20 protein-coding genes and 1 tRNA gene are annotated in these 21,564 nt (G+C 63.5%); 4 read left to right on the top strand and 17 right to left on the bottom strand.

Going from position 1 to position 21,564, the window contains the following annotated elements:
- Positions 1–2 precede the first annotated feature (2 nt).
- Positions 3–75 (bottom strand) — tRNA-Val (locus IPK69_12750).
- 133 nt (positions 76–208) lie between these two features.
- Here IPK69_12750 and IPK69_12745 point away from each other — a divergent pair.
- The gene (locus IPK69_12745; protein QQS08830.1) at positions 209–730 is read left to right on the top strand and encodes a DinB family protein; all 522 of its coding nucleotides are present in this window, start codon (positions 209–211) and stop codon (positions 728–730) included.
- Between the two features lie 31 nt (positions 731–761).
- Here the strand turns inward: IPK69_12745 and IPK69_12740 are convergent, their stop codons facing one another.
- The gene (locus IPK69_12740; protein ID QQS08829.1) at positions 762–3,143 is read right to left on the bottom strand and encodes a hypothetical protein; all 2,382 of its coding nucleotides are present in this window, start codon (positions 3,141–3,143) and stop codon (positions 762–764) included.
- A gap of 143 nt (positions 3,144–3,286) precedes the next feature.
- On the bottom strand, positions 3,287–4,213 hold the full coding sequence (locus tag IPK69_12735; protein ID QQS10485.1) for a prepilin-type N-terminal cleavage/methylation domain-containing protein: 927 nt from the start codon (positions 4,211–4,213) through the stop codon (positions 3,287–3,289).
- Positions 4,214–4,807: 594 nt separating this feature from the next.
- Between IPK69_12735 and IPK69_12730 the strand changes: the two genes are divergently transcribed.
- Complete coding sequence (locus IPK69_12730; protein QQS08828.1) at positions 4,808–6,991, top strand: hypothetical protein; 2,184 nt, start codon at positions 4,808–4,810, stop codon at positions 6,989–6,991.
- 169 nt (positions 6,992–7,160) lie between these two features.
- Here IPK69_12730 and IPK69_12725 read toward each other — a convergent pair whose 3' ends face one another.
- The 4 genes from IPK69_12725 to IPK69_12710 all read right to left on the bottom strand — a co-directional run bounded on the left by IPK69_12725 (position 7,161) and on the right by IPK69_12710 (position 12,411).
- Complete coding sequence (locus tag IPK69_12725) at positions 7,161–7,865, bottom strand: hypothetical protein (protein ID QQS08827.1); 705 nt, start codon at positions 7,863–7,865, stop codon at positions 7,161–7,163.
- Between the two features lie 57 nt (positions 7,866–7,922).
- Positions 7,923–8,435: a 2'-5' RNA ligase family protein gene (locus IPK69_12720; protein ID QQS08826.1), complete on the bottom strand. Its 513-nt coding sequence runs from the start codon at positions 8,433–8,435 to the stop codon at positions 7,923–7,925.
- A 93-nt stretch (positions 8,436–8,528) separates the two neighbouring features.
- Entirely contained in the window at positions 8,529–10,934 is a 2,406-nt protein-coding gene (locus tag IPK69_12715) for a DUF2339 domain-containing protein (GenBank protein QQS08825.1), read from the bottom strand.
- A 472-nt stretch (positions 10,935–11,406) separates the two neighbouring features.
- Positions 11,407–12,411 carry an SDR family oxidoreductase gene (locus tag IPK69_12710; protein ID QQS08824.1) on the bottom strand — a complete coding sequence of 335 codons (1,005 nt, stop codon included), beginning with the start codon at positions 12,409–12,411 and terminating at the stop codon, positions 11,407–11,409.
- A 238-nt stretch (positions 12,412–12,649) separates the two neighbouring features.
- Here IPK69_12710 and IPK69_12705 point away from each other — a divergent pair, with 238 nt between their 5' ends.
- Positions 12,650–14,449 (top strand): serine/threonine-protein phosphatase, encoded by a 1,800-nt coding sequence (locus IPK69_12705; GenBank protein ID QQS08823.1) that lies wholly within the window; start codon positions 12,650–12,652, stop codon positions 14,447–14,449.
- On the opposite strand, the gene IPK69_12700 is transcribed toward IPK69_12705, so the two are convergent.
- The 6 genes from IPK69_12700 to IPK69_12675 all read right to left on the bottom strand — a co-directional run bounded on the left by IPK69_12700 (position 14,446) and on the right by IPK69_12675 (position 17,344).
- Positions 14,446–14,805: a nucleotide pyrophosphohydrolase gene (locus IPK69_12700; GenBank protein ID QQS08822.1), complete on the bottom strand. Its 360-nt coding sequence runs from the start codon at positions 14,803–14,805 to the stop codon at positions 14,446–14,448. The genes IPK69_12705 and IPK69_12700 overlap by 4 nt on opposite strands.
- Before the next feature lie 23 nt (positions 14,806–14,828).
- Positions 14,829–15,224, bottom strand: a complete 396-nt coding sequence (locus IPK69_12695) for a hypothetical protein (protein QQS08821.1) — start codon at positions 15,222–15,224, stop codon at positions 14,829–14,831.
- Positions 15,225–15,366: 142 nt separating this feature from the next.
- Positions 15,367–15,726, bottom strand: a complete 360-nt coding sequence (locus tag IPK69_12690; protein ID QQS08820.1) for a CZB domain-containing protein — start codon at positions 15,724–15,726, stop codon at positions 15,367–15,369.
- Between the two features lie 210 nt (positions 15,727–15,936).
- Positions 15,937–16,389, bottom strand: a complete 453-nt coding sequence (locus IPK69_12685) for a hypothetical protein (GenBank protein QQS08819.1) — start codon at positions 16,387–16,389, stop codon at positions 15,937–15,939.
- A 16-nt stretch (positions 16,390–16,405) separates the two neighbouring features.
- Positions 16,406–16,918, bottom strand: coding sequence for a hypothetical protein (locus IPK69_12680; GenBank protein ID QQS08818.1), 513 nt, complete (start codon positions 16,916–16,918; stop codon positions 16,406–16,408).
- 66 nt (positions 16,919–16,984) lie between these two features.
- Positions 16,985–17,344, bottom strand: a complete 360-nt coding sequence (locus IPK69_12675) for a CZB domain-containing protein (protein ID QQS08817.1) — start codon at positions 17,342–17,344, stop codon at positions 16,985–16,987.
- 265 nt (positions 17,345–17,609) lie between these two features.
- Here IPK69_12675 and IPK69_12670 point away from each other — a divergent pair, with 265 nt between their 5' ends.
- Entirely contained in the window at positions 17,610–18,275 is a 666-nt protein-coding gene (locus IPK69_12670) for a TIGR00730 family Rossman fold protein (protein QQS08816.1), read from the top strand.
- A gap of 139 nt (positions 18,276–18,414) precedes the next feature.
- Here the strand turns inward: IPK69_12670 and ndk are convergent, their stop codons facing one another.
- From ndk to IPK69_12650, 4 genes are all read right to left on the bottom strand, one after another.
- Positions 18,415–18,885 (bottom strand): nucleoside-diphosphate kinase, encoded by a 471-nt coding sequence (gene ndk, locus IPK69_12665; protein QQS08815.1) that lies wholly within the window; start codon positions 18,883–18,885, stop codon positions 18,415–18,417.
- Positions 18,886–19,029: 144 nt separating this feature from the next.
- Positions 19,030–19,860 (bottom strand): M48 family metallopeptidase, encoded by an 831-nt coding sequence (locus tag IPK69_12660; protein ID QQS08814.1) that lies wholly within the window; start codon positions 19,858–19,860, stop codon positions 19,030–19,032.
- Between the two features lie 109 nt (positions 19,861–19,969).
- Positions 19,970–21,352 carry an FAD-dependent monooxygenase gene (locus IPK69_12655; GenBank protein QQS08813.1) on the bottom strand — a complete coding sequence of 461 codons (1,383 nt, stop codon included), beginning with the start codon at positions 21,350–21,352 and terminating at the stop codon, positions 19,970–19,972.
- Complete coding sequence (locus IPK69_12650) at positions 21,353–21,538, bottom strand: hypothetical protein (protein QQS08812.1); 186 nt, start codon at positions 21,536–21,538, stop codon at positions 21,353–21,355.
- Positions 21,539–21,564 lie beyond the last annotated feature (26 nt).

The raw sequence follows: 21,564 nt of genomic DNA, 5'->3' as shown, positions 1-21,564 counted from the left end.
AATGGGCGGGCGGGGATTCGAACCCCGAACCCTTCGCGTGTAAGGCGAATGCTCTAGCCGTTGAGCTACCCGCCCGGACGACGAGGCACACCGCGACGCGGCGAGCAACGGTCGTTGGACGGCGGCATCATATCCGAGACCTCGGCTCGCCCATATCGTGAGTGCTCACGGGCGAGCACGGCGACCACGTGCATATTGGGAGATCGACATGAAGGAGCAGGAGACGATCGCGTTGGGCGTCGAGAACAGCCGGGAGTTGCTGGAGCGGTTCCTTGCCGGATTCACGGACGAGAACAAGACGCGGACGGCTCCTGGCCTGCCGAATCATGCGGCATGGACGCTGGGGCATCTCGCGTTTGTGATGCACCGGGCGGCGATGCGACTGGATGGCGGTGTCCTCCCGGGCGATGTGTTCATTGAGGGTTCGACACGTGGCGACGCGTCACGCTTCGGCGTGGAGGGCGTGGCGGTCGGATCGACTCCTATGAGCGACGGGGCGAGTTATCCCGAATGGACACGGTGCGTGGCGATCTTCGATGGTGCATGTGCCCGTGTGGCGGAGGCGTTGCGGAAACTCCCCGCCGAGCGTCTCGAAGAGCGCATCCCATGGGGGAAGAACGACATGTCCCTACGGGAACTTGGGCTTCGCATGATCTTCCACAACGGGACGCATTGCGGCGAGATTGTGGACCTGCGGCGGGCGCTGGGGTTCGAGCGCGTGATCAAGTAGTTGTGATCGCGAGGTGTATCAACACATCACGTCAGCATCCGAGATTGAACCGAGTGAGGTAGAAGAGCAGGTCGTCGATAGTGACTCCGCCGTCGGGGAAGGCTTGGCCTGACCCGTTGTCGACGTCGGCGCGGAGATCGCCGGCGTTGAACAGGGAAAGGTAATAGAGCAGATCGTCGATGGTTGTGCCGCCGTCGGCGTGACCGGTGGCGCTGCCGTCGTCCACATCGGCGATGCAGATGGGGCAGGGGGGCATGGGTGCGGCGAGAACGGCGTCGATGAACCCTGGCTGGACGAGTTCGGCGAGGCCGAGGGCGCCGAGAGCGACGTCGGGCATGCCGCACGAGTTCGGCTCGTAGATCGACGAGGTGTTGCTCCGGCGGTAGAGGATGGAGGCACCGCTGGTGAAGACCTGTCGCGCGCCGCGGCGGTAGGCGTTGTACGCCCCGACGGCGTCTGGTGTGGTGCCGTCGGCGGAGAGTGCCATGAGCGAGGTGAAGGTGGTGATGTCGCTGGGGTGATTGGAGAGGGAGTCGGCGTTGTAGCCGGTGGGTGTGGTGCCGGCGGAGAAGACGGTGTTGTACTTGGGGGCGTTGTCGTCGGTCCAGGCGGCGTGGTTGATGCGGACGTTGCGCATGTTGAGGCGCCAGTCGGCGGAGGCGCGGTACTCGGGGAGGAGGAGATTGGCGTAGTTGGAGAGGAAGGCGGACTGGTGGACACCCCACTGATTGCCGGTGACGGTGCGTCCGGGGACGTATTGGGCGTTGGGCCACAGGGCGCGATTGAGCCAGCGGGAGTAGACGAAGTCGGCGGGGATGCCGCCGTAGGCCGCGGCGAGGGCGGTGAAGAGGATGCCCTCGTGGTACGCCCCGGCGGCGCTGAAGGGGTCTGGGCCCCCACCGGCGAGGGCCTTCAGATACATCGCGTCGGTGCCGGCCTGGAAGTAGGAGTCCCAGTTGGTGATGCCACAGGTGATGAGGCGGGCGCTCTCTTTGATGGAGGCATCGCTGGGGTAGTACGCCGAGGCGCGGACGGCGGCGAGCGCGATCTTCATCGTGCTCATCGTGGCGTACTCGTCGGCCCAGCCTGATTTGGTGTTGCCGGTGAGCGGATCGATCCAGTGCTTGAAGATGCCATCGGCGCTTCGGACGGGATCGGCGCCACTCAGGCTGCCGGCGTGGCGTGCGAGGATGGTGCGGATCTCGGCCTGGGCGTTGGTGTCGCCCAGCACGCTGTCGGCGGTGAGCAGGAGGAAGACGGCCCAGGCGGCGGCATCGGGGGTGGCGGGGTGGAACCGCGCGACGCCGATGTCGGTGTCGCCATCGATCACGTAGCCGTCGGGGCGTGTGAGGCTTCGTGACATGGTGACGACCTGGGCGATCTCGTCGGTGAGCCATGACTCGAAAGTGAGGCGAGTGTCGCTCTGGTCGCGGAGGAGCGTGGCGCCGGTGGAGTCGCTGGCGAGGAGCATGGCGCCGTCGCTGGTCGGTGCGAGATCGTGGTGATCTCCGGGGAGTGTGGCGTAGTCAGAGGGCAGGAACGAGAGGGCACCGGAGGCCATCCCGGGGAAGAGGTACTTGATCGCACCGCTCGCGGGCGCGGCGGGCGCGGTGAGAACGTACAGGCCTGGGTTGAGGTTGCCGCCGAAGTGTGTGGAGTAAGCGAGGGCGCGGATGGAGGGGATCGAGCCTGTGAGGGTGAATGTTGTGGGCGTGGAGATGGCCGAGGCGCGATAGATGGAATCGCCCCACGAGGCATGGAGCGTCGAGGTGTCGCGGTCGATGGACAGGCCTGTGAGGGGCTGACCATTCGGCGAGGCGACCGCGAAGGCGAGCGTGCCGGCGCCGGTGCTGGACGGGGCGTTGTAGATCGCGAGAATGCCGGATTCGAGCCCGACATAGAGGCGGGATTTGAAGTGCAGGAGTGCCGCGTGTCGGAGTGGCTCGTCGGTTGACGCGAGTTCGACGCGCAGGAAGACGGTGAGAATGTCGGCGTCGACGTCGTAGCGCAGGATCGCGTCGGAGGGCTGGGAGTCTGTGGCAGGCGCGGCGTCGGAGAGGGCGATGTAGAGCAGGCGGCCTGAGTCGGTGAAGGCAAGCGAGGTCGGGCCATCGTTGGAGGTGTCGAGATTCATCCACGGTGCGGCCGTGGCGAAGCGCGAACGCGGGATCGATCGCACGAGCGACTGGCGGACGTCGCGGATCTCGACGGTATCGGATTGGGTGGAGGCAGTGGCGAAGTAGCCCGCGACCTGGGCGGCGGCGGTGGCGACGGCGCGGTCCGAGGCCGGCGCGGCGAAGGGTGACGTGATCGGTTGTGCGCGGGCAGTCGTCGTGAGGAGCAACGCGCCGACACCCAAACCGATTGGCGACCGAGCGATTCGAAGAGAGAGCCGATTGATCAACGTTTTCATCACTGGAAAACAGTCTACCACGCAATGGGCGACGTGCCCACGAAAACTCGGCCGAGTTCATCAAAAACGCCCCCGAAGGGGCGAGAACGATCAGAGAAGATGGCCTCGTGAGAGGCTGGGCGAACTCGTGGAGGACCACATGCTCAGTCGATGGTCTGCACGAACCGGCTGCGATTGGGATCGACGGCGTTCACGCTCGAGGGGAAGCGATTGGTATCGGTGCCGAAGAAGACATTCTGGATCGTGTCGATGGGCGGTGCACTTTTGACGAAGGCGGCGTGGCCATCGGTGAAGACGAAGGCGCCGCCATCGGGTCCGAGGTTGTCGGTTTTGGCGTAGCCGCCGGGTTGGGTTCCGGCCTCGGTGGCGTTGCTCGAACCGGCGCCGCCGCCGCCGTACCACGCGAAGGTGCTGACGTCGGGGCCGTTGGTCTCGTCGCCCCAGAAGGGTACGGAGGTGAGGATCTTGGGCTCGTCTGTTTTCAGGCCTGCGATGTAGAGGTAACTGATGTTGTAACTGACGACTTCTCGCTCGGAGCCTGGCGGCTTGGGCTGTTTGACTTTCGCGTTGGCGTAACTCGTTGCGGGGTTGGGGCCGTGCGGCATGCCGTAGTAGCGGTCTTCCTTGTCGGTCGGGTTCACAAGAATGGCGAGGGCGTCGCAATAGGCTCGAAGCAGCGGCTCGCGATTGCCATCGACGTAGGCGGCGAGGTTGGGATTGGCGTTGCCACGGAAGCCCAAATCCGTGCCATCGCCCTCCTGGAAGAGGCTGAAGAGCCCGGCGACGCCGCCGTAGACGAACTGCCCATTGAGCGAGCCCGGCGTGTTGTACGCGTTTGGCTGCTTCATAACGGGGTACCACGACTTGGAGTCGTTGGCGTAGAGGGTCATGATGAGGCCCATGCCCTTGAGGTTGGAGAGGTTCTTGGCTTCCTGGGCGGTTCGGCGTGCCTTGCCGAGCGCGGGGAGGAGAAGCCCGATAAGCAGCGCGATGATGGCGATGACGACGAGGAGTTCGATGAGCGTGAAGGCCAGTTTGGAATGGCGCGAACGACGTGCACCAACGATCATCGGTTTCACCAGCGATTTCATGTGTTTCTCCGAGACGGGGCGGAGCGAGACGAGAATCCGCTTCAAACGATGACAACCTACCGGAGTTCTCACTAGGTTGTCAAGGTTTCGTGAGTCTATACGGACCAGTTGGTGGGCGGTGGCGTTGGGCACAGGAAAACTTGGGGTACGCATTTGTACCGGGGTTGGCTCGAGGATGAGTTGCGATCTGCGAGGGCGCACGTATGACTCCAAGGCGCGTTGAAACCTGGTTCGATCGTTACGGCGATTGTCCCGGTGTTTTGCATGAGTTCCGGATGAAACGGTTACACGGGACTGGATTTATGCGCGGACTTTCAAGGATGACAGTCGTTCTCGGGCCGGGGCGGAGAGATCCCGGTGGAATCACGGGGCCATCGCGGAGTTGTCGTGCAGTTTTTGCTGGCCAAAGGATGCGTGCTTCGTGTAGACTAGTCCCGGTCAAATCCTTGGCCAGAGTGCGACACCAAGGGCGTTGACGTACGAGTTTCTTCGGCGTCATCGCGACATGAGTGGACGTATCCACGCAGAGATGTTTGTTGCAAGGTGTTTTTCTGAAATCGAGGGAGCGAATCGATGTTGAAGCGGAACACAATCGTGACGGTGATCGGGTTGGTGGGTTGCGCCGGGTTGGCGCAGGCGCAGACGGTGAACGGGAAGCTCGATCCGAGCGAGAAGGCGTTCTATGGGCCGCCGCGCTGGATCCAGGAGAACGGCACGGGCTTCGGGAACGCGGGCGTGCCGACGCCGTGCGATCCGAACTCGACGGGCGGCGACCCTGCGCTGGCGACGACGGGCGTGGAGATCGCGATTCCGCTGTCGGCGATCGGGAATCCGGCTGGAGCGATCAAGATCTGCGCGTTCATCAACGGCGGCGGGCATGATTATCTCTCGAACCAGGTGCTGGGGAGCCTCCCGGCCGGAACGGGCAATCTCGGCGGAGATGGAGCCGGCAACTTTGTGGGCGGGACGACCCCGGTCGCGGGGATCAACTTTGGTTCGTTTGCTGGGGATCAGTTCGCGACCGCCACGCCGACGGTGAGTGTGACGGCGCCCACGGTTGACGGGACGCTCGACGCGGCGATCTATGGCGCGCCTCTCGCGGTGCAGGCCGCTCGCACCGGCTTCGGGAACTCGAACAACTCGGCGTCGAACGCGAACGGCTCGGAGCTCGACGCGGTGTATGCCGTGGTGAACGCGGGTGTGCTGTATGTGTGCATCACAGGGAACGTGGAGTCGAACTTCAACAAGTTTGACCTGTTCATCGACTCGGTCACGGGCGGTCAGCAGACGCTGCTGAACACGAACCCCAACGTGGACTTCGACGGTCTGAACAAGATGGCGGGCCTGACGTTCGACGCTGGATTTGAGGCGGACTATTACCTGACGTTCGGCAACGGGAACGCGACACCCGAGTTGTTCGCGAACTTTGCGGACTTTGCCGGCGGGATCGGGAACTATCTCGGGAGCGTGCTTGTCGGCTCCGGGAGTGGTGTGCTCGCGGGCGGGACGAATCCCGATTCGATCCAGGTGGCCCTCAATAACACCAACGCTATTGGCGTGGACGGGTTGTGCCCGCCTCCGGCCGGGAACGCCGACGTCTCCAACGGGTCGGAGTTCGACGCGATCTATGCCAAGGTGGACACGGGTACGGGCAAGTTGTGGATTATGCTGACAGGCAACATCGAGAACTCGACCGCGTCGCAATGTGACTCGGGCGGCAACAAGATTCAGTTGTTCGTGGACGCGATCGGCGTGGAGGGGCCCATCGGAGCCGAGACGGCCGCCGGGCAGAACAAACTCCGCGGCGACAACGTCGATATCGGATTCAACATCCTCAACGGGATGGGCGACGACGGCTCGGGGAACGGGCTGCACTTCGACGAGGTGATCGGCGGGAGCGTGCAGGACTATGTCCGCAACAGTTTCCTCCCCGACTACTGGATGAGCGTCAAGACGAGCGGCACGCCCAATGTCTACCAGGTGATGGACGCGGCGACGCTCCGCAGCAACGGGCGTCTCGAGGACCTGAACAACAACGCGCTGGATTTCGGCGCGTACGACGGGCGTCAGAAGGACGAGCCGACGCGTACGCCGGTCGATTTCAGCGGCGCATTCTCGACCTGCAACGGCGGGAGCACGAACTTCATCCAGCCCCAGGACGGATTCACCCCGGCGCTCTACACGAACTACAGCCCGCGACTGGCGTCGGCCTCGCTCGAGATCGATCCCTTCAACCCCGTCGGTACGGCGGGACAGATCATGTTCTATCTCGACAACAGCAACATCGGCGGGATCACCGACACCGACACGTCGCTCGCCACGAGCGTGACGACGGGCCTGGAGATCGCGATCGATCTTGACGAACTCGGCTGGGACGGCTCTTCGGTCATCAAGATCGGCGGCTTTATCGTCAACAATGACGGGTCGTACATGTCCAACCAGGTCATCGGCGGCCTGCCCGCGGCGACGCCGAACCTTGGGAACGTGGGCGCCACCCGCACCATCGACCTCAACACGCTCGCGGGTCGTCAGTATGTCTTCGCGGCGGTCTGCCTCGCCGACGTGGATGACGGCACGGGCACGGGCACGCCCGACGGCGGCGTGACGATCGACGACCTGCTCTATTACCTCAACATCTTCAACCTCGGCGACGCCACTGCGGACGTCGATGACGGCACAGGCTCTGGCGCGCCCGACTTCGGCGTGACGATCGACGACCTGCTGTACTACCTCGCCCGGTTCAACAGCGGCTGCTAAGCACACGACTCGATATTCGAGTCCACCCTCGACCCGCGGATCCTCGTGATCCGCGGGTTTTTTTCGTGCGTGGAACTCGAGCGATTCCAGCAATGGCACAACGAACAAATCGTGTCACGCCTCCAAAGTATGGCGACGCACGACGAACGACCCAAGGTTGATTCCAGGCTCAGGGCTTGGCGGCGACTCGTGTGGTCACAGAAGCCGTGCTCGCGGGCTTGGTCGCCTTGGGAGTTTGTGCCGGCGGCATCGGAGCAGGCTCGGTGCGCCAGCCGACAGCTCGCAGGGCCTTGGTCCAACGGGCACGCTCGGCGGCGGCCTCGCTTCCGCCGCCGGTGGACCACCAGCAACCGCGAAGGGGAACCGCAAACTCGAAGGCGAGGTCGGCGAGTTGGATGTCCGTGAGATCGACATAGGGGACCTCGACGCGCAGGCCGGGGTGGCCGTGCTCTCGGGCGTCGAGGCCCACGAGGCGTGCGGCGAGGAGAGAACGATCGACTGTTCGGGCGACGCCATCGAGGTCCACGGCTCCCTCGCTCGTGACGCAGTGGATGGGCCAGACGACGACCACGCACCCGGCGTGGGCGGCGGCGTAGGTGGCGCGGAGGAGATCGATGCACTCGGCCTCGCCGTGGGCTTTCACGCTCGCAAGTTGCTCGGGCGGGGGGAGTTGGTCGAGGCCGAAGAGATCGGTCTGGGCATCCACGGCCTTTCGGCGGGCGGCGAGGCCTGGGGTGTGCTGGCTCATCCAGGCCATGATGGCGGGACGGTCCTTGCGCCCGGCGAGGGCCGAGGCCTCGCTGGCGGCGGCGCAGGCAACCGCGGAGGCCAGGCTCCCGTCGCTGAGGATGAGGGCACGCTCGTCGCGATCCATGGAGCCAGAGTGTACCAGAGATGGGGCGCGGACGTCGGTAGAGTGCCCACGAGGGACTCACGCGCCCAGAACGATCGACGCGACCGGTTTGTGGTCGGCTCGGCCTTCGGGACCGCCCCCCAGGACGCTGCGGATGAGGATGACGCGGTCGACGAGGAACTCGATGGGGTACTCGTCGATTTCAGGGAGCGACCATGGTGCGAGAGTGGCACGATCGACGCCGGGTCCTGGGAATCGTGCGATCGTGATATGGGGCAGGAACCGATCGGGCATTCGGTGGGTGCTGGTGAGACGGTTGGCGAGGCGACGGTGGATCTCGAGAATCGTTCGATGCGGGGAGAGTTCGAGGGCGAGGACGCGGGCCATGCCCTTTGGCGGAAGGACCATCGGCGACGCGACGCGGAGGACGCACGGCGAAAGCCCGGCGACCGATCGTTCGACGGACTCGACGACGTGGGGAAGGAGTCGGTCGGCGGTGTCGCCGATGAAGAGGAGCGTCAGGTGAATCTGCTCGAGTGGCGTGGGGCGGGCGTGCTCGTAGCCGCCGGAACGCGGGACGAGATCGAGCATTCGTTGGGCCATCCCAACTGGCGGTGAAGCGGCGACGAAGAGGCGATGGACCTCGGTCGCTCGCGAGTGGCGCGGCATGCGTGAGAGTAGAGATCAACGGTCGGTCGTGCCGCGCTCCTCAATGGGCGATTTGGCGTTGGTGCGGTTCAAGCGAGAGTACCCGATGGCCACCGCGAGCATGAGGAGTCCGACACCCACGAAACTACCGATCCGCCAGCCCGCGGACACAGTGGCAAGATCAAGGATCACGACTTTGGCACCGACAACCATGAGCAGGCCCAACCCGACGTGACGGACGATGGACCGATTCCGGAAGAACCCAAGCGTGATAAGCCCTACCGCGATGAGGGCCCACCAGATCGAGAGCGCACCTCCTTGCGCGGCCTCATCGGAGGCGAGCTTTGAGGCGCCACGCGCCACCTCAAGGCTGGTTGAAGTAAAGAGCAGTGAACCTGCAATCACGTATAAGGCACGTTCCAGCATGTCGAGCGTGCCGCCGTTGGTTCTGTCTGAACTCGATCCCGGACGGAGGAGCCGAGCCTGCATCACGATCGCACACGCGAGAATGAAGGAGTACCAGAGGCCAGGATGGAAAACAAGTGGTGATGGGCTTGCCGACCACGGAGCCAACACGTATGCGGCGAACCACACGATTGCACTCATCAGGCTCGCGACGGGCGTGATGAGTGTGATTGCACGGCGCTTGAGGAGCGGGATTCCCGAGATGATGAAGAGATCAAGCCCCAGCCAGATCCACGCGAGCGAGGTGGAGTCGGTCCGCTCGTGGATGGGCGTGGAGAAGAGAAATGCAAAGCCCAACAGTCCAAAGATGATCTCGCTCGCGCGTCGTTCGCTCTCGCTCCGTTCGAGCAATGCCATCACGATCCAGGCCACGGCACACGTCAGGGGCACCATGGCCTCTCGGGCCAGATGGGCGCCGGCGAGTTCCAGTATGGATGGCTCCATCCACCATACCCCATAGACCGCCAGAATCGACGCGAGGGCCATAGTTCCGACTGAGGCGATCCAAACTCCTTGACTCCGAGCGGCTCGTGCGAGAACGGCCACGGCGATCGCGGCGGACGCAAACGCGATGCTCATCGCGTGCACAGGAGTCGACGCGTTTGCGAGCCCTATCGGCACGAGGAGGAGGGCGAGACACCAGGATGCGTTGGAGATCGCACGATGGCTCTCCGTGTGGCGGACAATGGCCCCGATCACGAACCAGGCCACACCGGCGATCGCCATCATCGCGGTCCAGGTGGTGAGCTCGAGGCCGATCACGTGCACGCCCCCGGTGTTCATGCCCGAGAGGATGGAATCGAAGAGGAGGAGTCGAACCGTGCCGATTCCGGCGGCAATCATGCCGTAGATCAGGAGAGGGTCGTATCGAATTCGAGATGAGGCCGCGACGGCGGCGACGCCGAGGATGAGCAAGGCAAGTGGCATCGACCAACTCGTCAGTGCCATTCCGATGGTGAGCAGGAGGAACGCGCCCGCCTGGAGGAGGAGGCACACACCGAGGCGGCTGCGTTCGGTAGATGGCTCGCGGAGTTTGTGGCCGGCGGCAATGACGAAGCCGATCGTGGCGGTCGCGGCCATCCCGCACGTGGGGACGAGCCAGTCGAAGCGGAGGCTCGTATCGCGTGCGATGTAGATCCCCAGACCCGCGGCATAGACGCTGGCCGAGAACGAGGCGACGTAGGGCCTCCACCGCAGCACGTTCTCGAGATTGACGGAGTATGTTGAATCCTCAGAATCCGAAGAGAACTCGGGTGAGTCGCTCGCAAGAAGGGCTGACTTGGCGATCTCGATGTGCACCACTGCCCAATAGACAATGGTGAATGCGAAGCACTGGACCGGGTGCTCCAGGGCGTGGTCGAGAACCCACCAGATGCCCAGGATGCCTGTGCCCCACATCGCGAGCGTTCGGAGGGAATAGAAGCGCCCACGCAATCTCCAGGCCGTGGCAATGCCCACAATCTGGAGGAGGACCGCATAAGACGGGGTCACCCATGTGCTCTGCCTGCCTGTGATCAGGAGAAATGGGACGAGATACGCGCCCACCATGGAGAGCGCCGTCACCGAGATCAGCCTGAGGTTTGCCGACAGCACAATACCTACGACCGTGACCATCGAAAGGAGAACGAACGCGATACCGGGCGAGATGAGGTGGTAGACGTGTTCGGCGGCGAGCACGGAGGCGAACATCGAGCCGATACCGGCGGCGATCACGCCAACCGATGCCGCAGGTCCGAATCGTTTCCAGACGAAGACTCCCGCAGCCGTGAGAGCCGCCCCGAACATGCCGCCGGTGATGCATCCGCGAGCGGGAGTCAGGACGATCCAGCCCTCATCGTGCGCGTACTTCACGAAGAAACCGATGCCGACGATCACAATGACCGCCCCGATCCAGGCGAGGAGTCGACCGCCGATCACACCTTCTATGTCACGTCGAGGCACCTCGACTTCGGTGTTGCGATCTGCTTCCGTGAGCATCGGCTGGATTGAAACCCTGGTCGCAGCGGCGTGTGCTCCATGTACGGCACGCCGATCAGTGGCACGTTGCTCACGCTCCGCCTTCTTGCGGATGCTGAGCAGTTCAAGAGGCGAGAGACCCGGGCCTGGTTCGGTGTGTGGTGCTCCAAGGGTGTCGGATGTGTGAGGTACTGCTTCATCCGAACTCATGTCACCGACGGATGCGTTGGGTACCGGCGGCGGTTCGTGTGGTACACCGGTGTGAGTGCCACGGACGAGCCCGGCGATCACACCTTCGACGGCCTCGAGGCGGCGCGAGAGTTCCTCAAGACGTGCTTCGATCGACGTATCTGGCGTCGTCACGGTGCACCTCCGGAGAACATGTTAGCATTCACTAAAACTCATGTCAAGGCGCGTCGCACTACATCCCGCTGACACAGGGAGGTTGGAACGTCAGTACAGACAATGCACCGGCCGAATGGGAGATCAATACCTAGTAGTTCGGCGTCGGAGCGCGGAACTCGTCGAGGTTCACTTTTTTGAAGTAGGCGATGGTCTTCTCCAGGCCTTCCTTGAGTTGGATCTTGGGCTCCCAACCCAGGCGCTTGGCGGCGAGGGAGATGTCGGGCTTGCGCTGCGTCGGGTCGTCCGCGGGCAAGGGCTTGTGGATGAGTTTGGACTTGGCGGCGGTGAGGCGGACGACCTCCTCGGCGAGTTCCTTGATGGTGAACTCGATGGGGTTGCCGAGGTTGACGGGGCCGATGAAATCGTCGGGCCCGTTCATCATGCGGATGATGCCCTCGACGAGGTCGTCGCAGTAGCAGAAGGAACGGGTCTGGGAGCCGTCGCCGAAGATGGTGATGTCCTCGCCGTGGAGGGCCTGGCGGATGAAGTTGCTGACGACGCGTCCGTCGAAGGGGTGCATGCGAGGGCCATAGGTGTTGAAGATGCGGATGACGCGGATGTTGAGTTTGTTGGCGCGGTGGTAGTCGAAGAAGAGGGTCTCGGCGGCGCGCTTGCCCTCGTCGTAGCAGGCGCGGGGACCGATGGGGTTGACGTTGCCGCGATAGGACTCGGGCTGGGGGTGGATCTCGGGGTCGCCATAGACCTCGCTGGTGGAGGCCTGGAGGATCTTGGCGTTGCAGCGTTTGGCCATGCCGCACATGTTGATGGCGCCGAGGACGCTGGTCTTCATGGTCTTGATGGGGTTGTACTGGTAGTGCCCGGGGGCGGCGGGGCAGGCCATGTTGTAGATCTCGTCGACCTCGAGCCAGACGGGATGTGTGACGTCGTGTCGGATGAACTCGAAGTTGGGCTTGCCGAGCAGGTGCTGGATGTTGATCTTCTGGCTGGTGAAGAGGTTGTCGAGGCAGATGACGTCATGCCCCTGGGCGACGAGTCGGTCGCAGATGTGGGAGCCGAGGAACCCGGCGCCGCCGGTGACGAGGATGCGCTTGATCTTCACGGTGCGGAGCCCTTCCAAGAGTGCCCGGATCATGGGGCGGGGACGCGAATCGGGCGAAACTGTAGCGGGGAAAGGGCGCCAGATCGGAGTCGGGAGTTATGATCGAACTCAAGGGCTGAAATCCCGAAGAAGAGCGTGGATGGAGCCTGTTCGAACGTTGCCCAAGTGATCGGAGTTCGTTGCTGGAATGGTGCCTGTCTGGTATCCTGCGTTGGATACGGTCAGGAGTCTTTGTCTTCGTTCCACATGGACCCTGGGGAGCACGCAACCGTTGGAATCGACCCCGCATATCGAGAACGCCATCACCCGAGAGTTCGGCATCGAACTGGAGGCGGAGCGCCAGTCGCTGCTGCGTCGGCGGTTCCTGTGGTATGCCGCGACGGCGGCGGGGCTTCAGGTGCTGTTCCTGATCGTGTGGATATGGTCGCAACGGTGGTCGGAGTTCGGTGAACGTCCTGTGGCGACGGCGGTCTCGCTGCTCGCGTCGTCCATCACCCTCGGCGCGTTCGCGTGGGCCTTCTGGTATTACCACAGGCACCCGCCACACCTTCCTCCTCGGCTTCCCGTGCTCACCGCGGTCTCCGGGCTCATCATCCTGACGGGTGTCTTCACGATCGTGCGGGGGGATCTTCCCCGGGTGATCGCCGAGGACATTGCCGGAATGGTCCTGCCGGGTGCTCCTCGTGAGTTGGCTGGGACCATCCAAGCACACGGGACAGGGAGTGAACCTTCGGCGAGCACCAGTTCCAGCAGTGAGGCATCCCCCGTCGAGACTCCGAATGTTGGGGCGACGACGATCTCGGCTCGAGAGCGGGCAGCGGCGGCGCGGCGCGAGCGTCGTGAGATCGCCGCGATACGAGCATCCATCGACCTTCTTCCGCTCATGGTGTCGCATGTCCTGGCGTGCTGCTTCCTGCCGTGGACACCACGGGAGTGCGTTCGACCACTGATTCCGCTGCTGTCATTCAACGCGGCCATGGTGGTCGGCTATGTCGGGGTGCTGGCGCTTCTGCATCAGATCGAGGCGATTTATGCGCTCTTTGGAGTGGGGATGCTGGCGTTCACGCCGCTGATCGCCGCGCCGGGGGCGGGGATCTGCTGGTATCGCGACACACGCTTCCGCGACGAGACGACGGGGCGGCTGCTTCGCGGGCGATATTCACAGATCAAGGCCGACCTGAACCAGGCGCGGCGGATCCACGAGGCGCTCTTCCCGCGTCCGTTCCGCGACGAGCACTTCGGCCTGACGTATCGGTACGAGCCGATGCGGCATATCGGCGGAGATTACCTCTTTGTGGCTCGTGAGCGGGATCTCGTGACCAACGACGAGCACCGATTCGGGCGGCTCAGCCTGGCCCTCATCGATGTCACGGGGCATGGCATCCCGGCGGCGCTCACGGTCAATCGGCTCTATGGCGAACTCCAGCGGCTCTTCGGCGAGGATCCGGACGCGTCGCCCGCGGACATCCTGCGATCGCTCAATCGCTATGTCTCGCTCACGCTCGCGAATCATGCCGTCTTCATGACCGCGGCGTGCTTCCGCATGGATCCGAACACGGACGCGCTCGAGTTCGCGTCCGCGGGGCATCCGCCCTCGCACGTCGTCGGGCCCGATGGCTCGATCCACGAACTCGCGGCGACGACCCACCTGCTCGGCGCTACCGGGCACACCGGCGCGTTCGATCCGGCGATGATCACGGTCCCCTTCGCGCCCGGCGACACGCTCATCGCCTGCACCGATGGCGCGATCGAGGCCCGCCCGCGGAACGTGCCGCGGGGCAAGATGCTCGGCTTGGCGAGGTATCGGGCGCTCATCGCCGAGGTCAATCCGCTCTCGAACAGCGGGTACGCGAAGGAAATCCTGAGGCGCGTCGACGAGTTCCGGGGCGGGCCACCCGAAGACGACACGCTCATCGTGGAGGTCACTCGCGTGCTGACCGACGCGCTGACGAAGTCTGCGGAGCAGCGGCTCACAGAGAAGCGTCAGGAGTTGCGACGCGCCGGCGTGTCGATCACAAGCCCGGCACCGGCTCATGCACGCGAGCGTTCAGACGCCGCCACGCCGCGTTAGTGCTTCTCGCCCTTGACGCCCCGCACCGTGTATTTCTCGAGGGCCTTCTCGAGGTCCACGTTCATGACATTGGCGATCGTCGTCAGCCAGGCGAGAACGTCGGCGAACTCTTCCTCGAGATTGGCGCGCTGCTCGGGTGTGGGCGTGCGGGTGGGTGTGCCGGGGATGGAACTCGGCGAGTTCTCCTGGATCGCGGTCGCCAACTCCCCCACTTCCTCCATGAGCCAGAGGAACGTGGCGACGGCGCCGCGGGCCGAGTCGGTCTTGTGGAACCGGTCGTGGATGAGTTTCTGGAAGGCGTTGAACGTGATTTGCCCGGGCCCGGGACTGGCAGAGTCGAAACGTGCGGTGGTCATGGACGAAACGTAGGGGCGCTGCGTCAGGAGGCTCGCGACCGCATGGCTCGTGCCCACAGCCCCAGAGCCAGGAACATGAGTCCGGGGAAGGCGAAGATGGCGAAGTTGAGGAGGTATGCGGGATTGGGATGGATGGTGCCCGACGTGAGTTCGATGGCGTAGAACCCGGCGAGGGAGATCGTCGTGATGATCCCGCCGAGGAGTTCGCGCCACCAGCCCAAGACCATGCCGAGGGCAACGCCGATTGGGAAAAAAGCGAGGAGGAGCCATTCCTTGGGCGTTGGCGACATGGACTCATGCCCGCCAAAGGCGAAGAGAGCAAGGAGTCCCAGACTCACCAGGCTCAGCCCCCTGGCGAGCCAGCGCATGACCACTAACGCGGTGCTCGAACGGGTCTGGGTGATTGGATGCGCGACCATGTTGACCTCCATACTCACTCATCGACCGTTATGCTAGTATACACTAGCATATGATTGGGAAGAGGTCAACTGGAGTTTCAAGGTCGGGCCTCGGACAGGATTTTTGTCCGATTGCCATGTTCGATGTGGTTCGACTCGATTATCACGCCGCCGACTTTGAGGATTTGGACTCGATCACCGTGAGCAGATCCACGATCCGCCTGCTGATGGGTTCCACCTTGAGATACTCGGCTTCGGCTTCTTTGTTCCTGCCCGAGACCTTCAAGCCCACGATCGTTTTGATCGTCACGTGGAGCGTCTCGTGCTCCTTCTCGAGTTTGAGCATCTCGGGGATCGATCCATACTTGCTCAGGCCCTCGGCGTAGATCCACTTGCCCAGGTCGCAGTCTGTGTGACTGGTAGCCTGGGCTGGCGTGAGGACCGGCTTGCCATCGAGGAAATCGCGGAGTTTGAGCTTCCACATCGAGTGCTTGAGTTTTGCGGAACTGAAATCGAGTGACATGGTGGAGCGACCCTTTGCCGGTGGTGCGAGGCGGGCGGCAGACGAGCGGACGCCCTGGCACACCCTGATTCGTCCACGCGTTGAGTACACCTTACTCGCGATCGCACACAACACGGGGGATGGCACGTTCCAACTGATACAACGGGATTCGACCGTGAGCGTACTGCCGGTCGAGAGATCGCCCGAATGTTGCCGTGGATGTCGTGGGAACTATCCCAGTTGTCCGACGAGGATCACGTAGCCGTCGGGATCGTGGATGCGGAGTTCGCCCGCGGGCATGTGATTGGGGAAACTGATCGCGAGAACAGCGGGAAAGGGGCCTTTCGCGTTGGCCTCTGGACTCATAGACGTTCTATCGGGATGACCGCTCTCGATGAGATGTTGTCGGAGCGTGGCGACGTCCTTTGAGTACATGTAGAAGAGAACGGCCTGTTGTTCGGCGTCGATGGGGCCGCTGGCACGGGCGAGCATGAGTTCGGCGCCGCCGCTGGAGAGCATGGCCCAGAAGGCCTGGCCCTGATGGTCCTTGAGGACGCGAACAGGCACAAACCCGAGGTGGTGATAGAACTCCATCGACACGTCAACGCTCGCGACGTGGGCGAAGGGGACGAGGCGGTTCACGGTGTGGGCGGGGGCATTGGACGCGGAGGTAGTCATGGTCATGCCGAGAGCATATTGGTCACGTTGTAGGCGCAAGAACAATGGCCCAATCTCGGATGCGATTGTGGTGCTTCCGCCTTGAATCCCACACGTTGGTCGCCCATTCGCGGACGATTCCGGCACGGATGTGCATGTCGTGACGGGCGGCAACATCCACGACCGTGAGCCCACCCAGCGTTGGAGGGTCGAGCCAGACCAGCCGGTCTCGCAACTCGCTCAATCGTCCCAGACAACGGGTCGCGAACTCTGATTCGGCGTTTCTCTCCAGGACGAGATGGAGGGCGATGAGGTGGCCGGCGACGGAGCGGATCTGTTGCGGGCCTTCGACCCCCGGATGTTGCGCGGCGTATGCGTCCACCGCGAGTCGTGTCGTCAACGCGTCGACAGGTGCCGCGTGCAACTTTCCGAGGAGATCCGTGTACACACGCCAGCACCCGGGCGAGGCGCCGATGTATGGATGCGGCTGGGTTTCGCACGCGGCCACCAACGCGCTGCAACCATAGCAACTCGTCTTCACCGAATCAGACATCATGGACCATACGCCCGAAGACGTGTAGCGATCGTTGATGCCTTGTTGTTCGCGGGAATTCCAGTTGTGTTACGCGGCCATCTTGGATGCCTTGGACTCCACGGACGTGAGCAAGTCTACGATCGACTTGCTCAACGGTTCGATCTTCTTGAACTCATCCTCGGCTTCCTTTGTCTTGCCGGTGCTCTTGAGGTCGACGATCGACTTGATGGTCTTGTGGAGCATCTCGTGCTCCTTCTCGAGTTTTCGCATCTCAAGAATCGTGCCGTACTTCGCCAAACCCTCTGAATAGAGCCACTTGCCAAGATCGCAGTCCTTGTGGCTCGTGGCCTCGGCGGTGGTGAGGCCGGGCTTTCCATCAAGGAAGTCGCGAAGACGCATCTTCCACTTGAAGTGCTTCATCTTGGCGGTATTGAAGTCGAAGGCCATGCGAGAGTCTCCTGTACAGTTGGTCTCAACTCGTGTGGGTAATTCCGATGATGACCCATATCGGCGAAGACACCCAAGGTCCCCTGCCTGTGGTGGGATACGGAACAACATGACCACCTCCCACGACTCACCCTCGATACACACTGAATTGACACGTTGTGAATTAACAACCACCGATAACCAGTCCACTCACTTCACACGATCAGTTCGAGAAACAATGTGATTCTCAGGCCGAGTCCTGCAGCGCGACCTGCTACCCTGTCCCATGGAAGCCCACTCAAAGCCCGCGAATACGACCCTGTCGCCATTGGTCACGATAGCATCTGGCGCACAAGACACGACACTGACGCGAGTCTGCGTCTTCTGTGGCGCGGCGGACGGCTCGCGCCCCGAGTACAAGCGTGCCGCGACCGTGCTGGGCGAGACGCTCGCCTCGCGTGGCATCACGCTCGTGTATGGTGGCGGGTCGATGGGGCTGATGGGCGCAGTAGCGGACGGGGCCCTCTCACGCGGCGGCACGGTCGTGGGCGTGATCACGACGCTCCTTCGCTCGCGTGAACTCGCCCATCAAGGGCTTTCCGAACTCCACATCGTCGAGACGATGCACGAGCGGAAGATGATGATGGCCGAGCGTTCCGAGGCGTTTGTCGTGCTGCCCGGCGGCTTCGGGACGCTCGACGAGATGTTCGAGATCACCGCGTGGTCGCAACTGGGCATCCACGAGAAGCCCATCGGCCTGCTCGACGTGAACGGCTACTACGACTCGCTGCTCAGGTTCCTCGACCACTGCGAGGGCGAGGGGTTTCTCCGCCTCTCGCATCGCGACCAGTATCGGAGTGCCGCCGACCCTGTGACGCTCATCGATCTGCTCGACTCTGCGGCTCGAACGAGAAGGCGAACACGGAGGGAGACAGAGGGCACACAGAGGTAGTCAGAGGGAATGAAGAGCGAGAAGGCGCGCAGAGCGTGACGTAGTTCATCCGGCCCTGTGCGCGCAAGCCCATTTTTCCTCTGTCTTCCTCTGAACCCCTCCGCGACCTCTGCGTTCGTCTTGTCTCCTGCGTTCGTCTTTACTCGGGTTTGCCGCCGGACATGTCATAGACCCACGCGTCGCCCGCGCGGCTCCAGGTCAGGACCTCGCCCGCGCCGAAGAAGAGTTTGAGTTCGCGCTCGGCGGCCTCGGGGCTGTCGCTGCCGTGGATGAGGTTGAAGGAGTTGGAGACGCCGAAGTCGCCGCGGATGGTGCCGGAGTTGGCCTTGCTGCCGAAGGTCGCGCCCATCAGGTTTCGGGCGATGGTGATCGCGCCGTTGCCGCGGATCGCGAGAACCAGGACGGGCGAGGAGGTCATGAACTTCACGAGGCCGGCGTAGAAGGGCTTGCCCTTGTGCGACTCGTAGTGCGTCTCGGCGAGTTGCGACGAGATCTGCATCATCTTTGCGCCGACGACTTGCAGGCCCTTCTCCTCGAAGCGGGTGAGAATGCGGCCCATGAGACCACGCTGGACGGCGTCGGGCTTCAGGATGATGAGTGTCGTTTCCATGTGTCTGCACCTGTCTTGTGTGTCAGTTCGAGCCTTGGGGTGGCGAACACTCGCCGCTCGCCCAGGCCGATTCATCGTGGGGAGGCAAGGGTAGGCGCGACTCGTTCCGTGTCGGCGGTTTGTGTGATGACCGCGTGCTTGGTGCTATGGCACAAGCCCGTCCGGGACGCCTCGCGGAAAGCGCTCGGCGATGGCATTCTTGATCTGCTCGATGCGGTTTCCCGGGTTGGGGTGGGTCGACATGAACTCGGGACGGTCGCTCCCACCGCTGGCTTCTGCGAGGATCCGCATCACACCGATGAGGGCCCTCGGGTCGTATCCCGCGGCGTGCATGAACCGCAGGCCGAGCGCGTCGGCCTCTATTTCGTCGTTTCGGCCGTACTTCATCAGCGAGAACTGGGCGACGGCGGCGGCGGTCTGCTGGGCGGCGCCGCCCGCGCCGTAGTCGGAGGCGGCGGTGCCGGCGGCGCCGACGAGGCCTTGCGCGAGTTGCGTCTTGGCCATCTGCTCGGCCGAGTGTCGCGCGAGGACGTGCCCGGTCTCGTGCCCGAGGACGCCGGCCAACTGTCCTTCGGTCTTCAGTCGCGAATAAAGGGCCTCGGTGATGAAGATCTGCCCTCCGGGGAGAGCGAAGGCATTGACGGTGTTCCGGTCGGCGAGGAGATGGTACTGGAATGGGTATGGATGCGCCTCGGGCGGAAGGGCCGCGACGAGTTTGGCGCCGATGCTCTCGACCAAGGCCGTCGCGCCACGATCCGCGGAAAGCCCGCCGAACTGCCGGGCCATTTCCGGCGCGGATTGCAATCCCAGGGCGATCTCCTGGGCCGGCGAGAGCGCCACACGCTGGGTGCGTCCGGTGATCGGGTTGTGGCTGCTGCGCGAGTAATAGCCGATGAGCGTCACGATCGCGATGACGGCGGCCAGGACGAGGCGTGGAGAGATCCGCAGTTGCGGGCCTCGGTTGCTCCGATACATCGCTTGCTCGTCACGATACCTGGTGTACATGGGTCGCTCCCGGTCGATGCCGAGACAGCGTATCACACGATCGGAGAGACAACCCGGGCGCGAGTGGCTGCGAGAACAGTTAGGAATACGCCTGATCGCGGGTGGAAGTTGTATGTTCGGTTCGGAACCATCCTCGCCGCGCTCCGACGAGCGCTCGGAGCATCTCTCGTCGGATGGGGGGCACACGCCCGAAGACGTGGTACGCCAGATCGCGGATGAACCCCACGACCGGCTCGTCGCTCTGGAAGACGGGCGTGAGCAGGCGGGAGACCATGCCATAGTACTGGTGCGTGCCCCGGACCTCGTGCTCGAAGGCGACGAGGGCGCGGTCGATGTCACGCTGCTGGTCGAGAATACGGGCGAGTATGGAGGCATCGAGAAGAGCGAGATTTGCCCCAAGCCCGAGTTGCGGGCTCATCGCGTGTCCCGCGTCCCCCAGGAGCACGACACGCCCGCGCACGAGCCGATCGCAGACGACATCCATGTAGGTCGCCGGGATCAGGTCGGCACCCGTCGCGCACTGGCCCACGACACGATCAACGTCGATCGTCGTACCCAGCACTGCACGGCACAGTTCGCTCGCCTCGTGGCGCCACGCCTCGATCGAACGCTCGCGGACACGATCAATCTCCGAGACACGCACGCTCCAGAAGACGCTGACACGCACCGGTTCCCCATGCTGCGTGCGGCCCGAGGGGAGGAAGCCGATCATGCTCGTCGTCGAGTCGTACACCTGCTCGAGAACGCAGCCAGTCACAGGGCCGCTCGAATCATGTCGTCCGCGTGTCTTTCGGAGTTCGTGCGGCTCAAGATCGGCCGTCATCCAGAGCGCGCCCCACGGGTACAGACGTTCCAAGGAGAGTGGTGAGACATGCGACCGCAGTTGGGATCGAGCGCCGCTGCCCAGAATGACCAGGTCGAACGGGCCATGCGAGCGAGATCGGCGTCCATCGGTTGAGGCCCTCTCCATGATTCGAGGTCGCGGCGACTCTTCGATGCGTTCCACGTCCACGCCGAGTCGCACCTCCACACCCTCGCGTTTCGCGGCGGTGAGAAGCTGGCGCAGCAGCATCGAGCGCTGGACACCGAGCCCGAAGATATCCTCACCGATTTCTCCGTAGGAAACATCGAGGACGGGACGGCCCGAAATCGTGCGTCCGCGGAGGCGGTCCACTCGAGAACCCAGAGCGAGCGTCTCGTTGAGGACGCCGATCTCTTCGAGCACGCGAAGCCCCACAGGCTGGAGCAGAAGCCCCGCGCCGACGGGCGCGAGTTCGGGCGCCCTCTCGAAAAGGACCACGCGCCAACCCGCCCTGGCGAGGAGCGCCGCCGCCGCGGGTCCGGCCGTGCCGCACCCGACGACGGCGCATGTGCCGCGTGCCCGAGCGCAACTGCTCGATCGCACGCGGTCGCCACTCGGCGGATCGGCGGGTTGATGTACGGGCTCAAGTGGCGGGTTCATTCACCCCTCGTACTCGTCGAAGGCGCCCTTGGCGTTCTCGTCCTCGACGTACTTCTGGAACTCGCTCATCTTGTAACTCAGGAAGCAAAACGCGTGGTGCACCGCGAGCCATTCGAGGTCCGATGTGTCCTCGCCGATGTCCTTGCGCAATCGATTCAACTCCGCGAGCAGGGTTTCGGCCTTCATCGATGCTCCTTCTTCAAGGACCCCGG

This window comes from Phycisphaerales bacterium (genome assembly GCA_016699835.1).
Taxonomy (GTDB): domain Bacteria; phylum Planctomycetota; class Phycisphaerae; order Phycisphaerales; family UBA1924.
Note: the sequence above shows the minus strand (reverse complement) of the source record. Positions and strands in the feature narration are given on the sequence as shown.

Coding starts and splice junctions, on each gene's coding strand:
- IPK69_12745 (QQS08830.1), top strand. CDS start 209: ATGAAGGAGCAGGAGACGATCGCGTTGGGCGTCGAGAACAGCCGGGAG.
- IPK69_12740 (QQS08829.1), bottom strand. CDS start 3,143: ATGAAAACGTTGATCAATCGGCTCTCTCTTCGAATCGCTCGGTCGCCA.
- IPK69_12735 (QQS10485.1), bottom strand. CDS start 4,213: ATGATCGTTGGTGCACGTCGTTCGCGCCATTCCAAACTGGCCTTCACG.
- IPK69_12730 (QQS08828.1), top strand. CDS start 4,808: ATGTTGAAGCGGAACACAATCGTGACGGTGATCGGGTTGGTGGGTTGC.
- IPK69_12725 (QQS08827.1), bottom strand. CDS start 7,865: ATGGATCGCGACGAGCGTGCCCTCATCCTCAGCGACGGGAGCCTGGCC.
- IPK69_12720 (QQS08826.1), bottom strand. CDS start 8,435: ATGCTCGATCTCGTCCCGCGTTCCGGCGGCTACGAGCACGCCCGCCCC.
- IPK69_12715 (QQS08825.1), bottom strand. CDS start 10,934: ATGCTCACGGAAGCAGATCGCAACACCGAAGTCGAGGTGCCTCGACGT.
- IPK69_12710 (QQS08824.1), bottom strand. CDS start 12,411: ATGATCCGGGCACTCTTGGAAGGGCTCCGCACCGTGAAGATCAAGCGC.
- IPK69_12700 (QQS08822.1), bottom strand. CDS start 14,805: ATGACCACCGCACGTTTCGACTCTGCCAGTCCCGGGCCCGGGCAAATC.
- IPK69_12695 (QQS08821.1), bottom strand. CDS start 15,224: ATGGTCGCGCATCCAATCACCCAGACCCGTTCGAGCACCGCGTTAGTG.
- IPK69_12690 (QQS08820.1), bottom strand. CDS start 15,726: ATGTCACTCGATTTCAGTTCCGCAAAACTCAAGCACTCGATGTGGAAG.
- IPK69_12685 (QQS08819.1), bottom strand. CDS start 16,389: ATGACCATGACTACCTCCGCGTCCAATGCCCCCGCCCACACCGTGAAC.
- IPK69_12680 (QQS08818.1), bottom strand. CDS start 16,918: ATGATGTCTGATTCGGTGAAGACGAGTTGCTATGGTTGCAGCGCGTTG.
- IPK69_12675 (QQS08817.1), bottom strand. CDS start 17,344: ATGGCCTTCGACTTCAATACCGCCAAGATGAAGCACTTCAAGTGGAAG.
- IPK69_12670 (QQS08816.1), top strand. CDS start 17,610: ATGGAAGCCCACTCAAAGCCCGCGAATACGACCCTGTCGCCATTGGTC.
- ndk (QQS08815.1), bottom strand. CDS start 18,885: ATGGAAACGACACTCATCATCCTGAAGCCCGACGCCGTCCAGCGTGGT.
- IPK69_12660 (QQS08814.1), bottom strand. CDS start 19,860: ATGTATCGGAGCAACCGAGGCCCGCAACTGCGGATCTCTCCACGCCTC.
- IPK69_12655 (QQS08813.1), bottom strand. CDS start 21,352: ATGAACCCGCCACTTGAGCCCGTACATCAACCCGCCGATCCGCCGAGT.
- IPK69_12650 (QQS08812.1), bottom strand. CDS start 21,538: ATGAAGGCCGAAACCCTGCTCGCGGAGTTGAATCGATTGCGCAAGGAC.